The following is a 23,627-nucleotide window of genomic DNA, read 5'->3' as shown; positions in this document are numbered from 1 at the left end:
CATAACTGAGTAAAGGAAAGACACATGAGCAGATTTGAAACAAAGGCCTTACTGGGGAAATCATTTTTGGGCTAAAGGTTATTGTGTAGATACAGTTGGTATGAACGCAGAAATGATAAAAAATTATGTCAGATATCAAGAACAGCTTGAAAGACGACAAGAATAATTTGATTTTTAGTAATTAGTTTTTTGTAGGGGATAGCTTGTTAGCCTACTGAGAGGGTGATGTAATGCCCCCTTTCAGGGGGTTAAAAGCAAAACCACCTTCTAAGAAGGTGGATTATTTACTTTGATTTTTGACTGGTGATTAAATTAAAAAAAATGAGTGATAAAATTATAATTAATGAAGTAGGACTATATGAGATACTAATCTCTCTAAAGTCAGAATGGAAAAAGATAGCATCATTCACAATTTTATGTCTTATGACTTCATTAGTATACTTAAAAGTAAGAGTTCCTGTATATGAGATAAATTTTATAATTGGGAAACCGACAGAGAACGATATTTTAGAACTTAATAAAGGAAGGGTATATCAGAAGACGCCGAGAAACATAATGAGTGATCTAAAAAATATATTAAAAAACAATATATATATATTTGATTTTTGCGGAAAAGAAAACTCTATATGTGGTAATAAATTTCAAAATGACAATTTAACAAAAGAAAATATTGGAAAAATAAGTGAGTCAATAAGAGTCAGTTATATCATTGAAGAAAACCAAAACATAGAAGCTTTAGAGGTTTTTTTTAAATATAAAAGCAATATTAAAGGCGAATATATTTTAAATAGTTATATCGAATATTCAATAAACAAACTAAAAGAAAAGTATATAAATGGATTTAGAAATAAAAAAGAATATTTGAGGCAAGATCTGGAGAGGAGATTTAGGTCGAATAAAGCAGCGTATGTAGCATATAAAGAAAGCTCGTTAGGTAAAATTAATGAAGCAATTAAAATCGCAGAAAAAATTAATCTAGAAAAAATACATGAAAAAATAAATTACCAAGAAACAAAAACAAATAACACAATTTTGAAAACTGAAATAATAAATCAGGAGAAGCCTCTTTACTACAGAGGTTTTCAAGCATTAAAAGCAGAAAAAGAAGCTATAACAGGAAGAAATAATGAAATATATTTTATTGATGGCGTTGTAGAATATAGCAAGGAAATCAATTACTTAAACAACCTAAATATAGAAAACAATAAATTTAACATTGTAGGTTGGATTAAGAAACCATACGGAAAAAAAACTGGTAAGCATAAATTCTTTAAACGTTATAGTTAACACTGTAATATTTGGCTTTATATTTTGCATAATAATATTTTCCCTGATTTTTTTCTTTAAAAAACTCGTTAAAGAAAGTTAAATGTTTACTCAAAGTGTGCATGAAATTGCATGTTTTGGCATAAGCTTCTTGAAAAAATTGTACTTTAAAATTTTAGTGAGTAAGAGATGCAACCTTTAATCGATTTGAAAACTCAATATTTAAATATTGAAGAAAAAGTAAAAGAAGAAATAATGAAAGTCCTAGATAGTGGACAATTTATAATGGGTGATACTGTTTCACAGTTAGAAAATTATCTAGCAAATTATGTTGGAGTAAAGCATTGTATAAGTTGTTCATCGGGCACTGATGCACTAGTTATGAGTTTATTAGCAAATGGAGTAGGCCCTGGAGATGCAGTAATAGTTCCTTCTTTTACTTTTATAGCTAGCGCTGAAGCAGTTTCACTAACAGGGGCTGTTCCGTTATTTATTGATATAGATAAAGATGACTTTAATATATCCTCAGATAAAATACAAATATTAATTGACGCTTTTAATAATAAAAGTGTAAGCAGACATCCTCTACCAGAGATTGCTTTACACGAAGATTTAAAACTTAAAGGAATTATAGCTGTTGATCTATTTGGGTGTCCTGCAAATTATTATGAAATAAATAAAATTGCAAAAAAAAATAATTTAGTTGTAATTGAAGATGCAGCACAATCGTTTGGTGCAACACAGAATGGTAATAAAACATGCTCTTTGGCTGATATAGCATGTACATCTTTTTTTCCTGCAAAACCCCTCGGCTGTTATGGTGATGGTGGTGCTATATTTTGCAATGATGATAACATAGCTGATACATTAAGATCGATTAGAGTTCATGGCCAAGGTGTAAATAAATACGAAAATATAAGGCTAGGACTAACCGGAAGGTTAGATACTATACAGGCTGCAGTTTTGAGTGTAAAACTTGAAATTTTTGATAATGAAATAAATGAAAGGCAAAGAGTTGCTAAATATTACAAAGAATTGATAAATAAAAATAAATTTAAAGTACAAAAAATAAAAAGTGAAAATGAGAGTGTTTGGGCTCAATTTACTTTGGTAGCAAATACAGAGCAAGAGAGAGATGATATAGTAAAAAAATTGAATGAGAATGAAATATCCACATCTATTTATTATCCAATTCCTCTTCATATGCAAAAAGCATATCAAAGCTTAGGATATCATTCAGCTGATTTTGAAATAACATTAGATCTTTCTAAAAAGGTGTTTAGTATACCAATGCACCCATACTTAAAAGAGAGAGAAATTGAAAGAATATGTAAGGTGATTAATGATGAATAGAAGTGATGGTGATATATATATACACCAAACAGCAGAAATATCACCAACAGCAAGCATTGGTGTAAATACAAAAATATGGAATAATGCACAAGTAAGAGATGAAGCTATAATTGGAAACAACTGTATAATTTCAAAAGATGTATACATAGACACTAGAGTTGAAATTGGTAATGGTTGTAAAATTCAGAATTCGGTTTCAGTATATTTTGGGGTAACCATAGAAGATGACGTTTTTATAGGTCCTCATACTTCCTTTACAAATGATAAAACTCCAAGAGCTTTCAATAATAATTGGGAAGTAACTAAAACACAAATAAAAAAAGGAGCAAGTTTAGGTGCAAATTGTACTATAGTATGTGGGGTAAATATTGGTGAGTATGCAATGATAGCTGCAGGTGCTGTTGTAACAAAAGATGTTGAACCGTATACTTTAGTGATGGGAAACCCAGCGAAAAAAGTATGTAAAATAGATATAAATGGTAATAAATTAAAGTAAATGGATATAAATGTGGATATAAAAGTCGTTTTACTTGGCTTAGGTGTAATGGGAAGAAATCACCTGCGTGTGTTAACAATGTTAAAGGGAGTTAACTTAGTTGGAATTTATGACACAGATGATTCATTGCTAAAAAAACTGTCATCTGATTATAATGTTCCTTCAATAACAAACATTGAGAGATCCTTGGAGGAAGCCGATGCTGTAGTAATAGCAACTCCAACTAATACTCATTATCATTTATTTAAATTATGTTCGAAATATGTAAAAAATATATTTATTGAAAAACCAATTGCTGAATCTTATGAAGAAGCATTGGAAATAAAGAACATTGCAAATAATAATAATATTTTTGTACAGTGCGGGTTTATTGAAAGATTCAATCCAGTTGTTTTAGAACTTAAAAATATTATTAGTTCGGAAAATACAATAAATGCAGACTTTACAAGAACAAATAAGTTAAGTAATAGAATTACTGATGTTGATGTTGTTTTAGACCTAATGATACATGATATTGATCTTGCATTATATTTTAATGGAGAAATAATTAAAATAGCTGCATTTGGTAAAATAGAGAATAATCAAATAGCTTTTGCATCTGCGATACTTCACCATACTAATGGTGCTTTATCTAGAATTGTAGCGAGCAGAATGACTGAAAAAAAAATGAGATATATTCATGTTACAACCGATAACCTTTTTATTGATGCCGAGCTGCTTAGAAAAGAAATATTAATTCACAAGCAAACTTCTATAAGTCAAGAAAATGGAAGTTCATATGTTATTTCATCAATAGAACAGCAAATAGAAGTAAAGCAGCAAGAAGCTCTTTTAAGTGAGTTGCAAGCATTTATTAATGCTTCCAAAGGAATTATAGGAAATAACATACCTGGTGAAGATGCAGCACTAAATTCTCTAAAAGTTTGTGAAGATATCATTAAGGAAATTAAAAATGCATAGAGAAAATTATATTGATAAAACAGCTTTAGTAACAGGAGGCGCAGGTTTTATAGGAAGTCATTTAGTTGATTATTTATTGGAACATGGAGTAAAAGAGATAATCATAATAGATAATTTATTTACTGGTGATGAGAAAAATATTCAAAATCCAATTAAAAATAGTAAAGTATCTTTTTATAAAGAAGATATAGAATTAAAATCAAGTTTAGAGTACATTTTTGAAAAACATCAAATAGATATAGTTTTTAATCTAGCGACCAAAGCATTAAATTATTCGTTTCTAAACCCTGAAAATGCATTTTCAACAAATGTTACAGGGGTTCTAAATCTTCTGGAATTGCAGCGTAAAAATAAGTTTAAAACTCTGTGTCATTTTTCTACATCAGAAGTTTACGGTACAGCTGTATATGAGCCAATGGATGAAAAACACCCAAAACATCCTACAACAACTTACGCAGCTGGTAAAGCGGCAGCTGATTTAGCTGTTGAAAGCTATGTGCGTATGTTTAACCTCGATAGTTTTATTGTAAGACCTTTCAATAATTATGGCCCAAGGCAAAACTATAAAGGTTTACTTGCTGGAATCATACCTATAACAGCATGGCGTATTTTGAATAATATTTCTCCTGAAATACATGGATCAGGTAATCAAAGTAGAGATTTTATTTACGTTAAAGATACCGTTGATGCTGTATTAAAATTATTTCCGATAATTAAACCAGGCGATAGTGTAAATATTTCAAGTAATAATTGTATTAGAATTAAAGATGTTATCGAAAAGATTGTAAATTACTTTAACTATCAAGGTATTATTGATATTAAAAATGCTCGTGAATCTGATGTCGAAGCACATAATGCATGTAATAAAAAAATAAAGCAATTAATAGAGTATAACTTAACTTCATTCGATGATGGACTTAAAGAAACATTGTACTGGTATGAAAATGAGATTGCAAAATCAAAGGATTGAATTTTGTGACTTTTTGAGAGCAGTTTCTGTAACTATTGTTGTTTTCGCACATTACATTGTTGGCTTTTCTACTCTATCAAATTTTTTATATAATCCAAACAATGTTAAAGATTTTTATTCTTTTTTATGGTTGGTTGATTGGGTTGATGGAGCATATGGCGTAGCAATTTTTTTCTTGATATCAGGATTTTTAATCCCTATCTCTCTAAAAAAATATGGAACCTTTAAATTTCTTGTTGCTAGATTTTTTAGATTGGTTCCGACATACTCACTATGCCTGATATGTGTGATACTTGTAAGCTTGATATTTGGAACACTAGAATATTCCCACGCTATAATTATTAATTATTTAGCAAATATTACTCTGTTTAGAGACATAATTGGCGGAACAATTATAGACTCAGTTATCTGGACCCTTGAAATGGAAGCTAAGTTTTATTTTTACTTAGCACTTGTATATTTTATAACGAAAGGAAGGTTAGTTTATTGTGTCTTAATTAGTTTGATATTTCTACTAATACCACTATTATTGAGTGTTAATTCAATTCCAAATAAGTATATGGCCATTTTTAGTTACATGTTTATAGGAGTATCTATACACCTAATTTGTTTTGAGAAAAAAAAACAAATAATTTTTTTTGGATTTTCATTGTTATAATATTATTGGTTGCCTCAAAAAAATATTTTATTTTGGAATACGGGAAAGCAGATATATTTAATATATATTTGATTTCATTTTTTGTATTTGTTTTGTTGCTGAATAATTATAAATCCATTAAGGTAAATAAGTTAACAAAATATATAGCAGACATATCATACCCACTTTACGCAGTTCATGTTATTGGGTATCCAATGATTAGTTGGCTAGGCTACTCGTTAAAGTTTGGGCAGGTTGCAGTAATTGCTGCAGTAATAAGTGTAATCTTTATATCTTCACTTATCCATTTTTATATTGAAAAGCCTACAATTAAATTCGGTAAAAAGATAACGGGATGTAAATGAGCACTATTAAATTAATAAAACCATATATAAATTATGAAGAAATTTCAGCTGATTTAAAAAAAATTTTTCTGAGTGGTCAACTTACTAAAGGTGAAAATGTAAATTTTTTCAAAAAAAGCTTATCAGAATATACTGGGGCAAAATTTACTCATTTAACTACATCTGCGACAACTGCACTATCAATAAGTTTAAAAGCATTAAATATAAAAGAAGGTGATCATATTGCTGTTGCTGATTTTTCTTTTCCTGCAACAGTTAATGTTATTGAAGACATAGGTGCTATCCCTGTGTTTATTGATGTATGCATTGAAACGTATAATATGTCAGTTTCACATTTAAGAAAATCACTAGATGAATATGATATAAAAGCAGTGATTTTTGTTGATACATTTGGAAATCCTAGTGGACTTGATAAAATTGTGTCGATATGTAAAGAATATTCTGTGAAGTTGATAGAAGATGCTGCATGTGGAATTGGGAGTAGTCTAAATAATCAGAAAATTGGTAATATAGCAGATATTACATGCTTTAGTTTTCATCCTCGTAAGTTATTAACAACTGGAGAAGGAGGAGCAATCCAAACAAACTGTGAAGAGCTTGATAAATGGTTTGAAATAAAATTAAATCATGGTGCTGTAAGTATGATTGAAGATATACCAGAATTTGTTGATTTTGGATTCAATTTTAGGATGAGTGAGATACAAGCTTTATTAGGATGGAAACAGTTATTGAAGCTTGATGAGATAATAAAAGAAAGAAACTATATACATAAAAATTTAACTGAAAAAATCCCTCTTAAAAGCCAGAAAATACTTGATAATGTATTACACAATAAGCAGTCACTAGTTTATACTGTAGAATCAAAAGTTATAAGAGATAATTTGATTAAATTCTTAAAAGAAAAACAAATAGAATCTACTATTGGTACATATTGTTTAAGTGGTACAAAATATTATAAAGAAAAATATAATGCTAAATGTGGGAATTCAACATATTTACAAGCACATACAATTACACTGCCATGTTATAAAGCGATGGATATTGATCTTGTTTCTTCAGAAATAAATAGTTTTTTCAAGTAAAATGAAAGTTATTTCATCTATTTTAAAAAAAATATATCAAAAACATCGAAATCAAATGATGGAAAAATATCGAAGGCATGTGTCATTTGGTGATTTGTTTACTGATAGATGGGAAAGGGCAAGGTATTTAGGTTTTGGTAAAGGAACATCTTGTTATGACAATGTATTAGTAATTGGTAATGTTAATGTGGGAAAAAATACATGGATTGGTCCAAATGTTATATTAGATGGTAGTGGTGGTTTAAAAATTGGTGATTATTGTTCGATAAGTGCAGGAGTTCAAATTTATACGCATGATACAGTAAATTGGTCGATAAATTTAGGTAACTCACCAATAGTAAAAATGGAAACTATTATTGGCGATGGGGTATATATTGGACCAAATGTAGTTATTCAAAAAGGCGTTGAAATTGGAGATAGAGCTATAATTGGTGCAATGTCATTTGTAAATAAAAGTGTTCCTCAAGAAGCAAAAGTGTTTGGTATACCAGCAAAAATTATTTAAATGTGAGAGTAATGTGATTTCTGTTCTTGATCTTGGATTTGGTAATGTAGGTTCAATAGTTAATATACTGAAATATATTAATGTTGAGTGTAAAGTGATTAACTCAAAAAATGAGATAGAAAACTCAAGTAAAATAATTTTTCCTGGTGTAGGAAGCTGGGATAATGGAGTGGAAATACTTCATAAAAAAAATATATTGCATACTTTAGAAAAAAAAGTTGTAAAAGAGCAGACACCAATACTAGGAATTTGTTTAGGAATGCAACTTTTATTAGAGTCGAGTGAAGAGGGAGACTTACCTGGACTAGGATGGATTTCTGGCCATGTTAAAAAATTCAAAGTAGAAGAAAAAAATTTAAAAGTACCACATATGGGCTGGAACATTGTTAAAGCAACAAGAAAAAATATCTTGGCAGAAGAGTTTTCAATTGATACAAGGTTTTATTTTGTTCATTCATATCATGCTACAGATATTTGTGAAGAAAATATAATTTTTACTTGTAATTATGGATATGAATTTATATGTGGAATAAATAAAATGAATATGTGGGGGGTACAATTTCATCCTGAAAAAAGCCATAAATTTGGAATGAAGTTATTTCAAAAATTCTCGGAGTTGTAAATAATGCTAAGAACTCGTGTAATGCCATGTTTGCTTATTAAAGGGGGAGGGTTGATCAAAACATGTAATTTTAAAAAATATCGATATGTGGGCGATCCTATTAATGCAGTAAGAATATTTAATCAAAAGGAAGTTGATGAATTAATCATTTTTGATATTGATGCATCAAAAAATAAAATAATTCAGTATGATTTAATAGAACAGATTACATCTGAATGTTTTATGCCGCTTTGCTATGGAGGTGGAGTAAAAAATATTGAAGATTTTAGAAAATTGTTTTACATAGGTGTTGAAAAAGTTTCTATTAGCTCACTTATTTTTGAAAATCCAAGCGTTGTAAGAAGAGCTATAGAGATATTTGGTGCACAAAGTATAATTGCAACATTTGACATTAAAAAAGGATTTTTCTGTAATAAATATTATGCATACATATATTCAGGCAAAAAAAATACAAAAATTAAAATAGATGAATGCCTAAAGCTTGCAAAAAAAATAGGAGTTGGAGAGATTATACTTAACTCTATTGATCGAGATGGAACATGGAATGGTTTCGATCTTAATCTTTTTAAATCGATAAAGGAAGAAGTTGATGTACCAATTGTTGCTGTTGGCGGAGCAGGAAGTTTAGAAGATATAAAAGAAATAGTAATAACAGGCGGAGCAACTGCTGTAGGTATTGGGAGTATGACAGTTTTTCAATCGAAAGGGATGGGCGTTTTGATAAAATTTCCTACTCAGAAAGAATTAAACACACTTTTTGATTAAAATTTTAGGTTTTTTTATGAAATATCAGATTTGCTCAAGATGTATCTACGATACAAATATCCCAAATATTTTATTTGATAGTAATGGTGTTTGTAGCTATTGTGCTCAAATTGAAGAGCTTAATGAGAAATTTCCAAATGACGAAAGAGGCAAAGAAAAACTAAATAGTCTAATTTCACAAATAAAAAAAGATGGAAAAAATAAAAAGTATGACGCTTTAATTGGAGTGAGTGGAGGGTGCGACTCATCATATCTAATGCATCTTATGACGAAAAAATATGGTTTACGTTTATTAGCAGTACATTTTGACAATACATGGAATTCAACAATTGCGACAGAAAATATTCATAATTTAACAGATTGTTTAGGTATTGATCTATATACATATGTTGTAGATGCAAATGAATTTGATGATATCATTGTTTCATTTTTAAAAGCGGGTGTGAAAGATATAGAAACACCAACTGATATAGGTCTTGCTACAACAATGAACATGGCTGCAGAAAAATATGGTATTAAATATAAAATTGATGGCCATTCATTTAGGACTGAGGGAATAGCCCCTATGGACTGGATATATATGGATGCAAAATACATAAAAAGTGTGCATAAGGTTCATGGGAAATTAAAAATTAAAACATTCCCTAATTTGTGGTTATATAAACAAATCAAATGGATGATCTTTAGTAGAATAAAAAGCATTAGACCTCTTTATTATTTAAATTATGATAAAGAAAATGCAAAAAAAATTCTTTCAGAAGAATATGGTTGGAAATGGTATGGAGGACACCATTTAGAAAATAGAACAGCAGCTTTTTTTCATAGCTATTTTTTCCCTAAACGGTGGAATATAGATTTTCGTATTGCTGGCTATTCTGCTTACTGTAGAGATGGAAGAATGACAAGAGAAGAAGCATTATCATTAATGGAGCAGGAACCTCATATGGAGCAAGGATTACTTGATTATTATAAAAAAAGATTAAATTTGAGTGATGATGACTTTACAAATTTAATGCATCTTCCCAAAAAAAACTATACAGATTTCAAAACTTATAAAAAAACATTTGAAAAATTAAGACCTTTTTTTTACTTGATGGCAAAATTTGATTTGATTCCTTGGAGCTTTTACATTAAATATACTAAACCACATAAATATTCTGAGTGATAGATATATGAGTCAAAAATATATATTACACTATGGAAGTCTTGCAGGGATGTCATTTAAGATTTCTGAAGCATGTAAAAAAATAGGCTATGATGCAAAGAACTTAATATTATGTGATAGAGATGTAGATGACTTATCAAGAAAGTTACCATATCATGAAAGTATTTTTAATAATAATGATAAAGCACTAAATAAAGCATTATCAATATACAAGGCATTAAAAAAAATTTCAAATGAGGCTTCTCTTATCCACTATTTTAGCGCAAATATTTTTTTTCGTGAAGCACACTTTTTATATGAAGGACCTTTAATGCGGAAAAATAATATTCCAATGCTGATCACGTTTGGTGGTAGTGATATCAGGATTCCAAGAATTGCAAAGAATAAAAACAAATATTTTAAATATTTTTATAAAGAAGATAGTAAATTATGGGAAAAACAACTTAGACTTAGATGTTGGTCAATGTCTAAATTTATAGATAATGCAGTAGTTGATCCAGAAATGCTAGATTATATTTCTGGAAGCTTTAAAAGGCTTTACCCATTTAGACAGCCTGTCGATATTGAAGTATTTCCATTAATAGAAAGAAAGAATGATATTCCAGTAATATTACATATTCCAACAAGCCCCAAACTTAAGGGAACTGAATATGTGATTAAAGCAATTAATCAATTAAAAAAAGAAGGATATAAATTTAAGTTCATATTTAAAAGACAATTAACACAAATTCAGGTTTATGATGAGCTAAAAAAAGCTGATATTTATGTCGATGAATTACGATGTGGGTCACATGGTGTAACAAGTGTTGAGGCAATGGCTGCTGGATGTGCAGTTATAACTTATATTCGTGATGATTTAATAAACAAGTATCCCAAAGAACTGCCTATTATAAGTGCAAATATTGAAACTATATACATTAAACTAAAAAAATTACTTAATAATTATAACTTCTATAAAGAACTAGGTATTAAAGGCAAAGATTATGCGAAAAAATATCACTGCTCAAATATTGTTGCGAAACAATTAGTAGATATATATGAAGATATATGGAGTACAAATAATTGAAAGAAATAATAAAAAAAACGAATGAAAAAGGTTTTTTTCATTTATTATCTACAAATATTGCTACTCAGTTATATGGTGCTTTGGCGATATTATGTGTCTCAAAAATATTAAGTGCTAATGAAATTGCTTATTTAAAATTATTGCATTCATATACATCATTATTCATTTTTTTAGGTACATTTGGATTTCACACTGCAGTATTAAAATACTGCAGTGATACAATATTGTATAATTTTAGATTCCAGATAGCAAAATATTGCATTAAAATAACGCTAATTACAAGTGGGGTTTCATTTTTAATATTTAATATATTAGTATATTTTGATATTATTTTATCAAGTTATAAAGTAACTGGACAAACAATCTTTTACTCTTTGATTATATTCTTTTCGTCATTATCTATGGTATGTATTGGTTATTATCAATCACAAAAAAAAATAAAAAAACTTGCTTTAAATCAATTTTTTGTGAGAACTATATTTTTTATTTTTTCTGTTCTAGGTGCGTATTTTTTTGGGCTAGAAGGGGTAGTTTTTTTTACTGTTTCAAGCTATGTGATTGGTTTTTTAATGTATATTCTTTTGATGCCAAAAGAAATTTCTTTTATTAAAGATAAACAATTAGTGAGCAAAGAAGTAAAAACTAAGGTTTTTTCAATTGCATTTTTTTCTGTAGCAGGAGCTTCATGTACCTCATTATTACAAAATGCTGATTTTTATATTATGGATATTTTTGGTGTAGACCAACAGTTACTTGGTTATTATAGTCTTTCTTCAATATTTGTTATGGCTCTTACAATTATAGTGGGGACTGCTCAGTCAATTCTAACGCCTTATTTTTCCGAAAATCGAAAAAAACCTTCTTGGGTTTGGAAAAAAATGCTTAGCTATCAATTAATAGTATTTCTTGGTGCAGTTATAATATCAATAATTGGATATTTTGGAGTTTTTCTTTTAATCAAATTCTATTACGGTGTTGAATATGAATCATTAAATTATTATTATTCTACAATTGTTACACGTTTTATCGCTTGGGCTTCTTTTTCAATAGTTGGTGTTGCTCTTCTTGGAATGGGCATAGTTAAGCAGGGATTTTATATTGCCGCATTATTGATTATACCTGCATATATAATAACATGGTATATATACCATAATTATGGTATATCAGCTATTGGTTATTCCCAAGGTTTAATATTTTTGCTTAATTCTATATTTGTTTGGGTTTTGGCGTACATTAAAATTAATCATAAAAAAGAGTATATTGATGAGAATAGAAAAGTATGGAATAATTAATATATTTGTAATTATTTTTTCTCCAATTTTTCTCATAGTATGGCCATATTTTTCAATTTACTCGCTTGATACATATATAAATAGCGATGGCTTAATTGTCATTCCAGTATCAGCTTTTGTCGTAGCATTAATTGGAATTAGGTACCTTATAAATAGTTTATTAAAACAATTTATTATATACTTTGCCTTGATTTTATATCTGGGCTTAGCATATTATATTAATGCTCCTTCTAGATTTTATATATGCTTTTTTGAATTAATGTTTTTTTTTATGTGTTTTTTTGGGTTTAAAGATTATCTTTCCAGACATTTTCAAAGTTTTAATGAGTTAAATATATGCATAACAAAATCACTGTATTTTACGGTATTGATTAAACTTGTATTTGATTTTTTTGTTTGGAATAACATGTTTAGTAAATATTTTTTGACTGAGTTGTTTTCGATAAGAAATTATTATGAATATTTTGTTGTTTTATATTTAATCACATTTTCTATAGCGGTTGATAATTTTTTTAAAAGAAAATATTCGTTCATATCAGCTCTCGTGATATTTGTATGTGTGTTTTGCGTGTTAAAATCATATAGTGATATAGCAAAAATAATTCTAATAATGTCTTGCTTGCTATATTTATTTTCTAGAGTCATAAAATTTTCTGCATCTATATATATAATAATAATGTTTATAACAATGATGTTGATTATGCTTGTGACAGTAACAAATTATGAAGTTTTATCTTTGCTTAATAAGTCTGCTGAAGTTAGATTTGGACACTGGACAAAGTTTTTTGAAAAATTTCAGTTTACGGATACTTTATGGCCAATAAATAATACATATAGACGTGAACTAAATGGATCAATGCATAATGAGCTTTTGGAAATATATAGCCTTTTAGGCGTATTTGGTTTGTTTATATACTCACTTGTATTTTATTTTTTATCAAAGGCAAATACTAACCTCTTATTTTTTATGATTTTGCTAATTATTTCTATTGGCGGAATGGTCCAGTTAAATATGTTACATATTTATTCTGGCATACTTCTTTCATTTTCACTAGCTTTCCTATTATATCAGTCTAAAAAAGAAAATTTTTAAGAAATATATGAAACAGATACTTCAAAATATGGCAAATGGAAAAACATCAGTGGTTTACTCACCAAGTCCACAATTAAAAAAAGGATGTTTGATAATTAGATCATCAGTATCATTGATTTCTTCCGGCACTGAAAAAATGTTAGTTGACTTTGGAAAATCAAATATACTTGACAAGGCACGCAAACAACCTGAAAAAGTAAAGCAAGTAATAAATAAAATTCAAACTGACGGTTTAATAAGCTCAATCAATGCTGTTAAATCAAAATTAGAACAACCTTTGCCTCTTGGGTATTGCAATGTTGGTATTATCGAGTCAATTGGAAGTGATGTAGAAGGTTTCAAAGTTGGAGATAGAGTTATATCAAATGGTCCTCACGCAGATGTAGTTTGTGTCCCCAAAAATCTATGTGCAAAAATTCCTGATAATGTTTCTAATGAAGAAGCTTCTTTTACTGTTCTAGCTAGTATTGGATTACAAGGGGTGAGACTTGCAAAGCCAACTTTAGGTGAACTATTTGTAGTTATTGGAGTTGGGTTGATTGGTCTTTTAACAATACAAATACTTCGAGCAAATGGATGTAAAGTATTAGCTATTGATATTGATGAAGAAAGGTTAGAGTTAGCTAAAAAGTTTGGAGCAACTGCTTTCAATTCTGGATCTGGTAATGACCCTATTTTGTATGCAAATTTATTAAGTAAAAATCATGGAGTTGATGGTGTAATTATAACAGCTTCGACTAGTTCAAATGACCTTATTTCTCAAGCAGCAAAAATGTGTAGGAAAAAAGGACGTATAGTTTTAGTTGGTGTAACAGGGCTTAGCTTGAATAGAGCTGACTTTTACGAGAAAGAAATATCATTCCAGGTATCATGTTCTTATGGACCAGGTAGATATGATCCAAAATATGAAGAAAATGGTTATGACTATCCATTTGGTTTTGTACGTTGGACTGAACAACGAAATTTTGAAGCAATTTTAGATTTAATATCAAGAGGCCAATTAAATGTTATGCCATTAATAACTCATCGATTTAAGTTTGAAAATGCTGAAAATGCTTATGAAATGTTGAGCTCTGGTAAACCTGCCCTTGGAATACTTTTACAGTATAATCAAGAAGATATAACTAAATTTTCTCAAGAAATAATTCTAAACAATGATATAACTTATAATCCTAAGAAGCCATCAATTGGGTTTATTGGTGCTGGAAACTATGCTTCAAGAATGTTAATTCCAGCATTTGATAAATTTAAGCCAAATTTCAAAATGATTTCTTCTACTACTGGAATATCTGGTGTAATTCATGGGAAAAAATTTAATTTTGAAAGAGCAACATCAGATACAAACAAAGTATTCGATAATCCTGATATTAATACAGTAGTTATTGCAACAAGGCATAATACACATGCAAAACTTGTAAATGAGGCGCTATCTAGAGGTAAGAATGTTTTTGTTGAAAAGCCATTAGCTATCACTATAGAAGAGCTAAATTCTATAAAAGAAACATATAATTTAGCATTAATTAAGAATAGTGAAATACGATTAATGGTAGGTTTTAATAGAAGATTTTCTCCATTAGTAACAAAAATGAAAAATCTTTTAAAGAATGTGCATAGCCCAAAAGCATTTGTTATGACAATAAATGCTGGAAGTTTACCTTGTGATCATTGGACTAAAAATATAGAAATCGGTGGAGGGCGAATTATTGGAGAAGCATGCCACTTCATCGACTTAATGAGATTTCTTGTAGGAAAGAAAATATTATCATATCAAACAACGGCTTTGAAAGACGTTATTTCAAATAAACTCTGTGAAGATATATCTTCTATTACTTTATCATTTGAAGATGGATCTTTTGGAACTATAAATTACCTTGCAAATGGGGCTAGTAACTTTCCAAAAGAAAGGATTGAAGTTTTCTGTGACGGTAAAGTATTACAATTAGATAACTTTATAAAATTAAAAGGATTTGGATGGCTAAACTTTTCTAAAATGTCATTGTGGAAACAGAATAAAGGTCAAACTGAATGTGTTAAAAAGTTTTTAGAGGCAATAGAGTTAGGTAACTGTTCTCCAGTACCAGTAGATGAGCTATTTGAAGTCGCAGAAGTAACAATTAAAGCTGCGCATAATATTCGGGACTGAAATGAATTTGCGTATAAAAATTTCTACATTTTTTTCAGTTGGGGTTTTAAATGTTATTTGGTTTGTATGGTATAAAATAAAAGTAATATACTATAAAAAAACTAAAAAAAATATATGTTGTAGTAAGGTAGATGATGTTTATTTTTCACCTTGTAGTGAGATAAATCAAAAGCAAGTATTAAATAGTAATACAGATTGGTTGACTAGTATTGTTTATTTTAGTTGGTATAAGATTGAAAGTTCAGAAGTTCCAGATTGGTATCTTAACCCGTTTGATAATAAGAAAACTCAAAATAATAACGTTCCATGGTATCTAATATCTGACTTTAGTCATAGTATAGGTGATATAAAAACTGTTTGGGAGGCATCACGTTTTGACTGGATGTTAAGCTTTGCTCAAAGTGTAAGAAAAGGCAAGCAAGAAAATCTAAATAAATTAAATTTTTGGATAAATGATTGGATGTTAAAAAATCCACCATATATCGGATTTAACTGGAAGTGTGGTCAAGAGGCCTCTATTAGAGTTATTCATATTGCAATTTCTTCTTTTATTTTAAAGCAAGTTGAAAATCCAACACTATCATTAATTTATTTAATTAAGATTCATCTTAAAAGAATAAATTCAACTTTATGTTATGCCTTAGCTCAAGATAATAATCATGGAACCTCAGAAGCAGCAGCTCTTTTTATTGGAGGAAGCTGGTTGTTACACAAAGGGTATTCAGAAGGAAAAAAGTGGCAAAATGTAGGTAGAAAATGGTTAGAAAATAGAGTTAAAAAATTAGTTCTAAAAGATGGTACATTTAGTCAATACTCTATGAATTATCATAGACTTATGCTTGATACAGTTAGTGTAGTTGAAATTTGGAGGAATTATTTATGCTTACAAAGGTTCAGTCCAATATTTTATGAACGAATATCTTTAGCAACAAAGTGGTTGTATCAGTTTATTCAGTTTGATTCAGGGAATGTACCAAATATTGGTGCAAATGATGGTGCTTTGCTATTACCTTTAGTTGGAACTGATTATAGAGACTTTAGGCCTTCAATGCACCTTTCAATGGTTTTATTTACAGGTCAACGTGCATGGGCTGAACAGGGTCCTTGGGATGACTTTTTAAAATGGTTTGAAATTGAAGTACCTCAGTGTGTTGCACAGTTACCTTGTAGCGTTCAATTTGATTACGGAGGCTTTAGTTTACTTAGGAAAAAAAATATATTAGCAGTACTTCGATATCCCAGATTTATCTTTCGTCCTAGTCAGTCAGATGCATTACATGTAGACTTTTGGATTGGTAAAAGAAACTTATTACGAGATGCAGGGAGCTATAGTTATAACACCACTGAAAGTATGATTAACTATTTTAGTGGTACAAAAGGACACAATACAATTCAGTTTGATGAAAGAAATCAAATGCCTCGTTTAGGTCGATTTTTATTTGGAAGCTGGCTTAAATCAAAAAATGTAACTTATGAAGCATTAAATTCAAAGAGTCAAAAATGTGCGGCAAGTTACACTGATATAAAAGGGGCAAGTCATAGTCGTGAAATTATTTTAAGGGATAATGTTTTCGTTATAAAGGATAAGGTAAATGGTTTTAAAAATAAAGCTGTTCTACGTTGGAGGCTAGATCCTGCTGAAGTTTGGACTTTAAATGGTTTTGAGGTTTTTAGTGATAAATTTAAATTAGTATTTTCTTCTAATGTAATAATTAATCGTATAGAGATTGTTGAAGGATTAGAGTCTGTCTATTACTTAAAGAAAACTAATACCCCTATAGTTGAGATTGAGGTTAACCAACCTTGTAAATTAAAAACGGAGCTATTTTTTTAGAATGAAAGTAATTTATTTTCATCAACACTTTTCCACCCCAAAGGGGGCTACTGGAATAAGATCTTATGAAATGTCTAAAAGCTTACTGATGGATGGGCATGAAGTAACAGTTGTCTGTGGAAGCTATGGCGCTGCTAGTACTGGATTAACTGGTGATTTTTCTAAGGGACGTAGAGAAGGCATAGTTGATGGGATAAAAATTGTCGAATTTGATTTATCATATTCGAATGAAGATGGTTTTATGAAAAGAACTTTTTTGTTTATTAAATACTCATATAAAAGTATTTCTATAGTTTTTAAAGAAAACTATGATATTGTGTTTGCAACTTCTACCCCTCTAACAGCTGCAATTCCTGGTATTTTTGCACGTTGGTTTCGAGGTAAAAAATTCGTTTTCGAAGTTCGTGATCTATGGCCTGAACTCCCTCGTGCTATGGGCGTAATTTCGAATCCAATTGTTTTATCATTAATGTCATTTTTAGAGTGGCTTTCTTATAAATCAGCACATAAATGTATAGGGCTTTCTCCTGGAATTATCGAGGGAATTATTAAACGTGGAAAACTAAGTTCTGATGTAGAGTTAGTTCCTAATGGATGTGATTTAGATATATTTAATAATAATATAAAACCATGGAGGCCAAAAGAAGTTTCTGTAGATGATTTGGTTGCTATTTATACTGGAACACATGGAATTGCAAATGGGCTTGATGCATTGATAAATGTTGCAAATGAACTAAAAAAACGAAAAAGAGATGATATAAAGATAGTTTTAGTTGGGCAAGGGAAGTTAAAAAGAATACTTCAAGAAAAAGCTTCTGATTTAAATTTGAATAATATTTTATTTTATGACTCATTAGATAAATTCACTTTATCTGGTTTAATGGCTGGTGCAGATGTTGGTATGCAAATTCTTGCCAATGTACCAGCCTTTTACTATGGTACGTCGCCGAATAAGTTTTTTGACTACATAGCAGCAGGTCTACCTGTATTAACTAATTACCCAGGATGGATTGCTGATATGATAATTAAAAATAAATGTGGGTTTAATGTTCCTCCTGATGATGCAGTAGCTTTTGCAGATGTATTAGAGTCTGCAGCGGCGGATAAACAAAACCTTAAAAATATGGGAAATAATGCAAGGATGCTTGCTGAGAAGTCATTTGATAGAAATAAGTTGGCAGAAAAATGGAAAAAAAATGTAATTTTTTCTCAAAACATATGAAGCGAATTTTTGACATAGTAATCACTTTATTATTATTTCCTTTTTTTATTCCTTTGTTTGTTGCTATTTATTTAATGGTAAGGTGTAATTTAGGAAAGCCAGTTTTTTTTATACAGGAAAGGCCAGGTTTAAATGAGAAACCATTTAAAATGTTTAAATTTAGAACTATGCTTGATAAATATGATATTTGCTCTGGTGAGTTATTACCTGACGACCAAAGACTAACTAAACTTGGTAGGTGGCTTCGTTCTACAAGCTTAGATGAGTTACCAGAGTTATATAATGTTTTAAAGGGTGAAATGTCTTTAGTGGGACCAAGACCTTTATTAATGGAGTATCTGGGTTTATATAATAAACGTCAAGCATATCGACACAAAGTAAAGCCAGGCATAACTGGCTTAGCTCAAATTAGTGGTAGAAATGAGCTCTCATGGGAAGAAAGGTTTGAGTTTGACTATTACTATGTAACCAATCAAAGTTTATGGTTTGATTTTAAAATATTACTTTTAACTTTTAATAAAGTTTTGCATAAAGAAGGAATTAGTGAGAAAGGGAAAGCAACAATGTCTAAGTTTACTGGAAATAAATAATGTCTAGGCTTGCTATATTTGGAGCTAGTGGCCATGGTAAAGTAATAGCCGATATTGCTACTAAGCTAGGAAAATGGCTTGAAATTGATTTTTTTGATGATAGATATCCAAAAATCACAAAAATTGGCCCTTGGTCTATAATAGGGAACTCTGATTCTTTAAAAGAATATTTAGGTTTTTATAGTGGAGTGATTATTGGAATTGGTGATAATTCTGTACGTTATCAAAAGCATAATTTGTTTACATCTATTGGTGCTAAATTAGTAAACATAATAGATCCAAGTGCAAATATAAGTTCTTTTACTTGTTTAGGTACTGGTGTTGTTGTTATGCCGGGAGCAGTTATAAATATAGGAGCAAAAATAAGTGATGCATGTATTATTAATTCAAATTCTGTAGTTGAGCATGATTGTACATTAAATAGAAGTGCACATCTTAGTCCTGGAGCATGCTTAGCTGGTGGGGTAACTATAGGAAACAGGTCTTGGATTGGGGCAGGAAGTGTGGTTAGACAATGTATTACAATTACTGATGATGTTGTGATTGGAGCTGGTTCAGTTGTAGTAAATAATATTGATGAGTCTGGGATCTATATGGGAACTCCTGTAACTAAGTTAAAGAAATAAAGTGATAAATAAATGTTAAATACATCATTTTCTCCATGGCCATCTTATACTAATGAAGAGGCAGAAGCTGTTTCTGCTGTTTTGCTATCTAACAAAGTAAATTATTGGACAGGAAGTGAGTGTCGCCAATTTGAGGATGAATTCGCTAAATGGACCAATAGTAAATACGCTATTGCGTTATCAAACGGAACTGTTGCACTTGATCTTGCTCTTATTGCATTAGGAATAGGGAATGGGGATGAAGTGGTTGTTACCTCAAGAACTTTTCTTGCTTCAGTAAGTAGTATAGTTAATTCGGGAGCTATACCCATATTTGCTGATGTTGATAGTTCTTCTCAAAATATTACAGCGGAATCTATTGAAGAAGTTCTTTCTCCAAGAACAAAAGCAATTTTATGTGTTCATTTGGCTGGGTGGCCATGTGATATGGACTCCATAATGAACTTAGCTGATAAAAGATCTCTATATGTAATTGAAGACTGTGCTCAGGCTCATGGAGCTAAGTATAAAGGAAAGTCAGTAGGGTCAATTGGACACATTGGAGCATGGTCTTTTTGCCAAGATAAGATTATGACAACTGGCGGTGAGGGTGGAATGGTAACAACAAACACTCATTCGCTATGGAATAAAATGTGGTCTTATAAGGATCATGGAAAGTCGTGGGATGCTGTATACAATAGACAGCACCCACCTGGTTTTCGGTGGTTACATGAATCTTTTGGCACTAATTGGCGTATGACAGAGGTGCAAGCTGTTATAGGCCGAATTCAATTGCGAATGATGAATGATTGGACTTTAAAAAGGCAATTAAACGCGGAAGCAATTAATAATACTTGTGAAAAATTTGATTGCTTAAGGGTAGCTAAACCAGGTAAAGGAATACATCATGCGTGTTATAAGCATTATGTTTTTGTAAAACCTGAAAAGTTGAAAGATGACTGGTCTAGGGATAGAATAATTGATGAAATAATAAAAAAAGGTATTCCTTGTTTTCAAGGCTCTTGTTCAGAAGTATATTTAGAAAAAGCATTTGATAACACAAACTTTAGACCCTCTAAACCTTTACCTGTAGCAAAAGAGCTTGGGGAAACAAGCTTAATGTTTTTAGTTCATCCGACGTTGACTGCAGATGAAATTAAAAAAACATGTAGTGTAATCAGAGACGTTGTTTCTCAAGCATCAAACATGTGAAAGCTAAAATGAGTATACAAGAAGAGCTTCTATCTTTGAGTCGACGCAGAAAGCGAGTTTTAGGTTTAATCCTAGATATATCATTCATTTGGATATCGTTGTGGTTAGCTTTTTTTATCAGACTTGGTTTTGACCCTATCATAAATCCTTTAAGTGAAAGGTACGTTATACTGTTTATCACTGCCCCAATAATATCTTTACCAGTTTTCATTAGAATGGGGTTGTACCGTGCTGTTTTGCGCTATATGGGGCGTGATGCATTCCTGTCGATTTTTAAAGCGGTAACACTTTCTTCTTTGATTTTTGCACTGGTTGTTTTTTGGGCAAAAGATGAGGTATTTGTTCCGCGCTCGGTTATTTTGAACTATTGGGCACTGAGCTTGCTATTTATTGGTGGGTTTCGATGGCTTATTCGCTCGTGGTTAGGTTCTTATTTGCACACTACAGTGGTTGAAGATGCAAAATATAAGTTGCAGAAAATCCCTGTGGCGATTTATGGGGCTGGTCAGGCAGGTTTTGAGTTATTAGGTGCTTTAGAACGTGGACGCCAGTTGCAACCTGTGGCTTTTGTGGACGATGATCGATCTATAGCGAATAGAATGATTGGTGGGCTTAAAGTTTATACACCTAAGCATATTATTCAGATGATTAATGAGACGGGGGCTCAGGAAATTTTGCTGGCTATGCCTACTTTAAAACGTGCTGAAAAAAAGCAAATTTTGGAGAATTTACAAGATTATCCTTTGCATGTTCGTACTGTTCCAAGCGTTACGGAGTTAGCACAAGGTAAAGTCAAGGTTCAGGATATTCGTGAGGTTGAAGTCGCTGATGTGTTGGGACGTGATGTCGTTAAGCCAGATAAAACATTATTAGCACGATGTATTCGTGGCAAGGTCGTTTTGGTGACAGGGGCGGGGGGATCAATTGGTGCTGAGTTATGTCGGCAAATTATCAGTCAAAAGCCAGGGCTACTTATTCTTTATGAACACTCTGAGTTTAACTTATATGCGATCCATGATGAACTAAAACGCCATGAAATGGCTGTGAGTAATCAAGTATCTATTGTGCCTTTGCTTGGTTCTGTGCTTGATATAGATCGTTTGATGAGTGTTTTGTCTAGGTATCACGTTGATACGGTTTATCATGCGGCGGCTTATAAACATGTACCCATTGTTGAGCATAATCCAATTGAAGGCTTTCGTAATAATGTATTGGGCACAACATATACGGCACTAGCAGCTATTGCAGGACAAGTTAAGCATTTTGTGCTGATTTCGACTGATAAGGCAGTACGCCCAACCAATATTATGGGGGCCACTAAAAGGGCTGCAGAACTGGTCCTACAAGCACTTGCTGATGAAAAGCAGGTAGTGATAAGTGATATAATCGATAACAGTCAGTATAAAACGCCTTACAAGAATCAGACATGTTTTACAATGGTTCGTTTTGGCAATGTGCTTGGCTCCTCTGGCTCAGTTATTCCCCGTTTTAGAGAGCAATTAACAAGTGGTGGACCCATTACTGTCACTCACCCAGAAATCACTCGTTATTTTATGACGATTCCTGAAGCGTCTCAATTAGTTATCCAGGCAGGGGCTATGGGAACTGGAGGAGAGGTGTTTGTACTGGATATGGGGGAGCCTGTTAAAATTAACGATTTAGCTGTTAAAATGATTAATTTATCTGGGTTATCTGTAAAGTCTGATAGTAATCCCGAAGGGGATATTGAAGTGGTTTATACAGGTTTACGTCCTGGTGAAAAGCTTTATGAAGAGCTGTTGATTGGGGATGAAAACTCGCCTACTGATCATACAATGATTATGAAAGCGAATGAGCACAAGTACAGATGGCTTGAGTTAACAGGCTATCTTAAAACGTTGAATAAACAATTAGTTGAGGGCGATATACCCGCCTTCCGGGACCAGTTGGAAAAGTTAGTGCTAGGTTATCAGCCTGGACCGATTGTTGATTATTTGTACCAAATAGGACAGGAAGAATCAGTTCCTGCTGCGTTGGAAAATGTTGGATAGTTTGTAGTACTTAGAAAACATAATGATACACTCTATTAAAAAAGGCAGCTTACGCTGCCTTTTTTTTTTTTACTCGATTCCGGAGTTTTTAATGCTTGACTAGCTGGGTAAGATGGTTCTGAGAAGACTGGACTACAGCCAGGGCTCCTTTTCTTCGCCTTGCAAAGAACGATCAACACCCCGACTGCAGACCAGTTGTGTAGTAATATACCGCTTCTGTCTATCAATAGCGACTACTAGACGACGGTTTGTGATTATTAACCCTACACCACATGTAAAGAAGTTTGTTCAAGATATCAGCGGTGTTTTAGCCGCTTCTCAGCAATCTGCTGCATTCACTCATGCACAATGCCT

The 23,627-nt window shown here is 31.1% G+C and carries 22 protein-coding genes; all 22 read left to right on the top strand.

The features are described from left to right. Nucleotides 1–34: 34 nt before the first annotated feature. The 22 genes from F607_RS33595 to F607_RS0115435 all read left to right on the top strand — a co-directional run bounded on the left by F607_RS33595 (nt 35) and on the right by F607_RS0115435 (nt 23,273). Nucleotides 35–166, top strand: a complete 132-nt coding sequence (locus tag F607_RS33595) for a transposase (protein WP_230400453.1) — start codon at nt 35–37, stop codon at nt 164–166. Nucleotides 167–321: 155 nt separating this feature from the next. Next, nucleotides 322–1,287 carry a Wzz/FepE/Etk N-terminal domain-containing protein gene (locus F607_RS0115540; protein ID WP_157365493.1) on the top strand — a complete coding sequence of 322 codons (966 nt, stop codon included), beginning with the start codon at nt 322–324 and terminating at the stop codon, nt 1,285–1,287. 168 nt (nt 1,288–1,455) lie between these two features. Continuing rightward, nucleotides 1,456–2,619 carry a DegT/DnrJ/EryC1/StrS family aminotransferase gene (locus F607_RS0115535; protein WP_027708825.1) on the top strand — a complete coding sequence of 388 codons (1,164 nt, stop codon included), beginning with the start codon at nt 1,456–1,458 and terminating at the stop codon, nt 2,617–2,619. Beyond that, nucleotides 2,609–3,115 (top strand): acyltransferase, encoded by a 507-nt coding sequence (locus tag F607_RS0115530; RefSeq protein WP_211233651.1) that lies wholly within the window; start codon nt 2,609–2,611, stop codon nt 3,113–3,115. The genes F607_RS0115535 and F607_RS0115530 overlap by 11 nt, the downstream gene beginning before the upstream one ends. 12 nt (nt 3,116–3,127) lie before the next feature. Beyond that, nucleotides 3,128–4,075, top strand: coding sequence for a Gfo/Idh/MocA family protein (locus F607_RS30005; RefSeq protein WP_169719808.1), 948 nt, complete (start codon nt 3,128–3,130; stop codon nt 4,073–4,075). Continuing rightward, on the top strand, nt 4,068–5,045 hold the full coding sequence (locus F607_RS0115520; protein WP_027708823.1) for a GDP-mannose 4,6-dehydratase: 978 nt from the start codon (nt 4,068–4,070) through the stop codon (nt 5,043–5,045). The genes F607_RS30005 and F607_RS0115520 overlap by 8 nt, the downstream gene beginning before the upstream one ends. Next, nucleotides 5,020–5,703 carry an acyltransferase family protein gene (locus F607_RS0115515; protein ID WP_169719807.1) on the top strand — a complete coding sequence of 228 codons (684 nt, stop codon included), beginning with the start codon at nt 5,020–5,022 and terminating at the stop codon, nt 5,701–5,703. The genes F607_RS0115520 and F607_RS0115515 overlap by 26 nt, the downstream gene beginning before the upstream one ends. A 340-nt stretch (nt 5,704–6,043) precedes the next feature. Next, on the top strand, nt 6,044–7,129 hold the full coding sequence (locus F607_RS0115505; RefSeq protein ID WP_027708820.1) for a DegT/DnrJ/EryC1/StrS family aminotransferase: 1,086 nt from the start codon (nt 6,044–6,046) through the stop codon (nt 7,127–7,129). Between the two features lies 1 nt (nt 7,130). Continuing rightward, nucleotides 7,131–7,634 (top strand): acyltransferase, encoded by a 504-nt coding sequence (locus F607_RS0115500; protein WP_027708819.1) that lies wholly within the window; start codon nt 7,131–7,133, stop codon nt 7,632–7,634. Between the two features lie 13 nt (nt 7,635–7,647). Next, on the top strand, nt 7,648–8,256 hold the full coding sequence (gene hisH, locus F607_RS0115495) for an imidazole glycerol phosphate synthase subunit HisH (protein WP_027708818.1): 609 nt from the start codon (nt 7,648–7,650) through the stop codon (nt 8,254–8,256). 3 nt (nt 8,257–8,259) lie between these two features. Further along, on the top strand, nt 8,260–9,021 hold the full coding sequence (locus tag F607_RS0115490; protein ID WP_027708817.1) for an AglZ/HisF2 family acetamidino modification protein: 762 nt from the start codon (nt 8,260–8,262) through the stop codon (nt 9,019–9,021). Nucleotides 9,022–9,037: 16 nt separating this feature from the next. Then, nucleotides 9,038–10,186: an N-acetyl sugar amidotransferase gene (locus F607_RS0115485; protein WP_038291544.1), complete on the top strand. Its 1,149-nt coding sequence runs from the start codon at nt 9,038–9,040 to the stop codon at nt 10,184–10,186. Nucleotides 10,187–10,193: 7 nt separating this feature from the next. Then, on the top strand, nt 10,194–11,252 hold the full coding sequence (locus F607_RS30000) for a glycosyltransferase (protein ID WP_157365492.1): 1,059 nt from the start codon (nt 10,194–10,196) through the stop codon (nt 11,250–11,252). After that, entirely contained in the window at nt 11,249–12,544 is a 1,296-nt protein-coding gene (locus F607_RS0115475; protein ID WP_027708815.1) for a lipopolysaccharide biosynthesis protein, read from the top strand. The genes F607_RS30000 and F607_RS0115475 overlap by 4 nt, the downstream gene beginning before the upstream one ends. After that, on the top strand, nt 12,516–13,637 hold the full coding sequence (locus F607_RS0115470) for a hypothetical protein (protein ID WP_027708814.1): 1,122 nt from the start codon (nt 12,516–12,518) through the stop codon (nt 13,635–13,637). Before F607_RS0115475 ends, F607_RS0115470 begins: the two co-directional genes overlap by 29 nt. 7 nt (nt 13,638–13,644) lie before the next feature. Further along, nucleotides 13,645–15,780, top strand: coding sequence for a bi-domain-containing oxidoreductase (locus tag F607_RS0115465; RefSeq protein WP_027708813.1), 2,136 nt, complete (start codon nt 13,645–13,647; stop codon nt 15,778–15,780). Nucleotide 15,781: 1 nt separating this feature from the next. Further along, nucleotides 15,782–17,614 carry an alginate lyase family protein gene (locus F607_RS0115460; protein ID WP_027708812.1) on the top strand — a complete coding sequence of 611 codons (1,833 nt, stop codon included), beginning with the start codon at nt 15,782–15,784 and terminating at the stop codon, nt 17,612–17,614. Nucleotide 17,615: 1 nt separating this feature from the next. Further along, nucleotides 17,616–18,836: a glycosyltransferase family 4 protein gene (locus F607_RS0115455; protein WP_027708811.1), complete on the top strand. Its 1,221-nt coding sequence runs from the start codon at nt 17,616–17,618 to the stop codon at nt 18,834–18,836. Then, nucleotides 18,800–19,426 carry a sugar transferase gene (locus F607_RS0115450; protein WP_230400417.1) on the top strand — a complete coding sequence of 209 codons (627 nt, stop codon included), beginning with the start codon at nt 18,800–18,802 and terminating at the stop codon, nt 19,424–19,426. Before F607_RS0115455 ends, F607_RS0115450 begins: the two co-directional genes overlap by 37 nt. Further along, on the top strand, nt 19,426–20,052 hold the full coding sequence (locus F607_RS0115445; protein ID WP_027708809.1) for an acetyltransferase: 627 nt from the start codon (nt 19,426–19,428) through the stop codon (nt 20,050–20,052). The genes F607_RS0115450 and F607_RS0115445 overlap by 1 nt, the downstream gene beginning before the upstream one ends. Before the next feature lie 12 nt (nt 20,053–20,064). Further along, on the top strand, nt 20,065–21,243 hold the full coding sequence (locus tag F607_RS0115440; RefSeq protein ID WP_027708808.1) for a DegT/DnrJ/EryC1/StrS family aminotransferase: 1,179 nt from the start codon (nt 20,065–20,067) through the stop codon (nt 21,241–21,243). A gap of 215 nt (nt 21,244–21,458) precedes the next feature. Beyond that, nucleotides 21,459–23,273, top strand: a complete 1,815-nt coding sequence (locus F607_RS0115435) for a polysaccharide biosynthesis protein (RefSeq protein WP_211233650.1) — start codon at nt 21,459–21,461, stop codon at nt 23,271–23,273. Nucleotides 23,274–23,627 lie beyond the last annotated feature (354 nt).

Source organism: Zooshikella ganghwensis DSM 15267 (genome assembly GCF_000428585.1).
GTDB lineage: Bacteria > Pseudomonadota > Gammaproteobacteria > Pseudomonadales > Zooshikellaceae > Zooshikella > Zooshikella ganghwensis.
The sequence above is the reverse complement of the archived record's forward strand: the minus strand, read 5'-3'. Positions and strand labels throughout refer to the sequence as shown.

What these genes read in the sequence shown, in the direction of transcription:
- F607_RS0115535 (WP_027708825.1), top strand. Translation starts at nt 1,456, where the DNA reads ATGCAACCTTTAATCGATTTGAAAACTCAATATTTAAATATTGAAGAA.
- F607_RS0115450 (WP_230400417.1), top strand. Translation starts at nt 18,800, where the DNA reads ATGGAAAAAAAATGTAATTTTTTCTCAAAACATATGAAGCGAATTTTT.
- F607_RS0115530 (WP_211233651.1), top strand. Translation starts at nt 2,609, where the DNA reads ATGATGAATAGAAGTGATGGTGATATATATATACACCAAACAGCAGAA.
- F607_RS0115470 (WP_027708814.1), top strand. Translation starts at nt 12,516, where the DNA reads ATGAGAATAGAAAAGTATGGAATAATTAATATATTTGTAATTATTTTT.
- F607_RS0115490 (WP_027708817.1), top strand. Translation starts at nt 8,260, where the DNA reads ATGCTAAGAACTCGTGTAATGCCATGTTTGCTTATTAAAGGGGGAGGG.
- F607_RS0115515 (WP_169719807.1), top strand. Translation starts at nt 5,020, where the DNA reads ATGAGATTGCAAAATCAAAGGATTGAATTTTGTGACTTTTTGAGAGCA.
- F607_RS0115435 (WP_211233650.1), top strand. Translation starts at nt 21,459, where the DNA reads ATGGGGTTGTACCGTGCTGTTTTGCGCTATATGGGGCGTGATGCATTC.
- F607_RS0115455 (WP_027708811.1), top strand. Translation starts at nt 17,616, where the DNA reads ATGAAAGTAATTTATTTTCATCAACACTTTTCCACCCCAAAGGGGGCT.
- F607_RS0115500 (WP_027708819.1), top strand. Translation starts at nt 7,131, where the DNA reads ATGAAAGTTATTTCATCTATTTTAAAAAAAATATATCAAAAACATCGA.
- F607_RS30000 (WP_157365492.1), top strand. Translation starts at nt 10,194, where the DNA reads ATGAGTCAAAAATATATATTACACTATGGAAGTCTTGCAGGGATGTCA.
- F607_RS0115505 (WP_027708820.1), top strand. Translation starts at nt 6,044, where the DNA reads ATGAGCACTATTAAATTAATAAAACCATATATAAATTATGAAGAAATT.
- F607_RS0115485 (WP_038291544.1), top strand. Translation starts at nt 9,038, where the DNA reads ATGAAATATCAGATTTGCTCAAGATGTATCTACGATACAAATATCCCA.
- F607_RS0115445 (WP_027708809.1), top strand. Translation starts at nt 19,426, where the DNA reads ATGTCTAGGCTTGCTATATTTGGAGCTAGTGGCCATGGTAAAGTAATA.
- F607_RS0115440 (WP_027708808.1), top strand. Translation starts at nt 20,065, where the DNA reads ATGTTAAATACATCATTTTCTCCATGGCCATCTTATACTAATGAAGAG.
- F607_RS0115465 (WP_027708813.1), top strand. Translation starts at nt 13,645, where the DNA reads ATGAAACAGATACTTCAAAATATGGCAAATGGAAAAACATCAGTGGTT.
- F607_RS0115520 (WP_027708823.1), top strand. Translation starts at nt 4,068, where the DNA reads ATGCATAGAGAAAATTATATTGATAAAACAGCTTTAGTAACAGGAGGC.
- F607_RS0115460 (WP_027708812.1), top strand. Translation starts at nt 15,782, where the DNA reads ATGAATTTGCGTATAAAAATTTCTACATTTTTTTCAGTTGGGGTTTTA.
- F607_RS0115540 (WP_157365493.1), top strand. Translation starts at nt 322, where the DNA reads ATGAGTGATAAAATTATAATTAATGAAGTAGGACTATATGAGATACTA.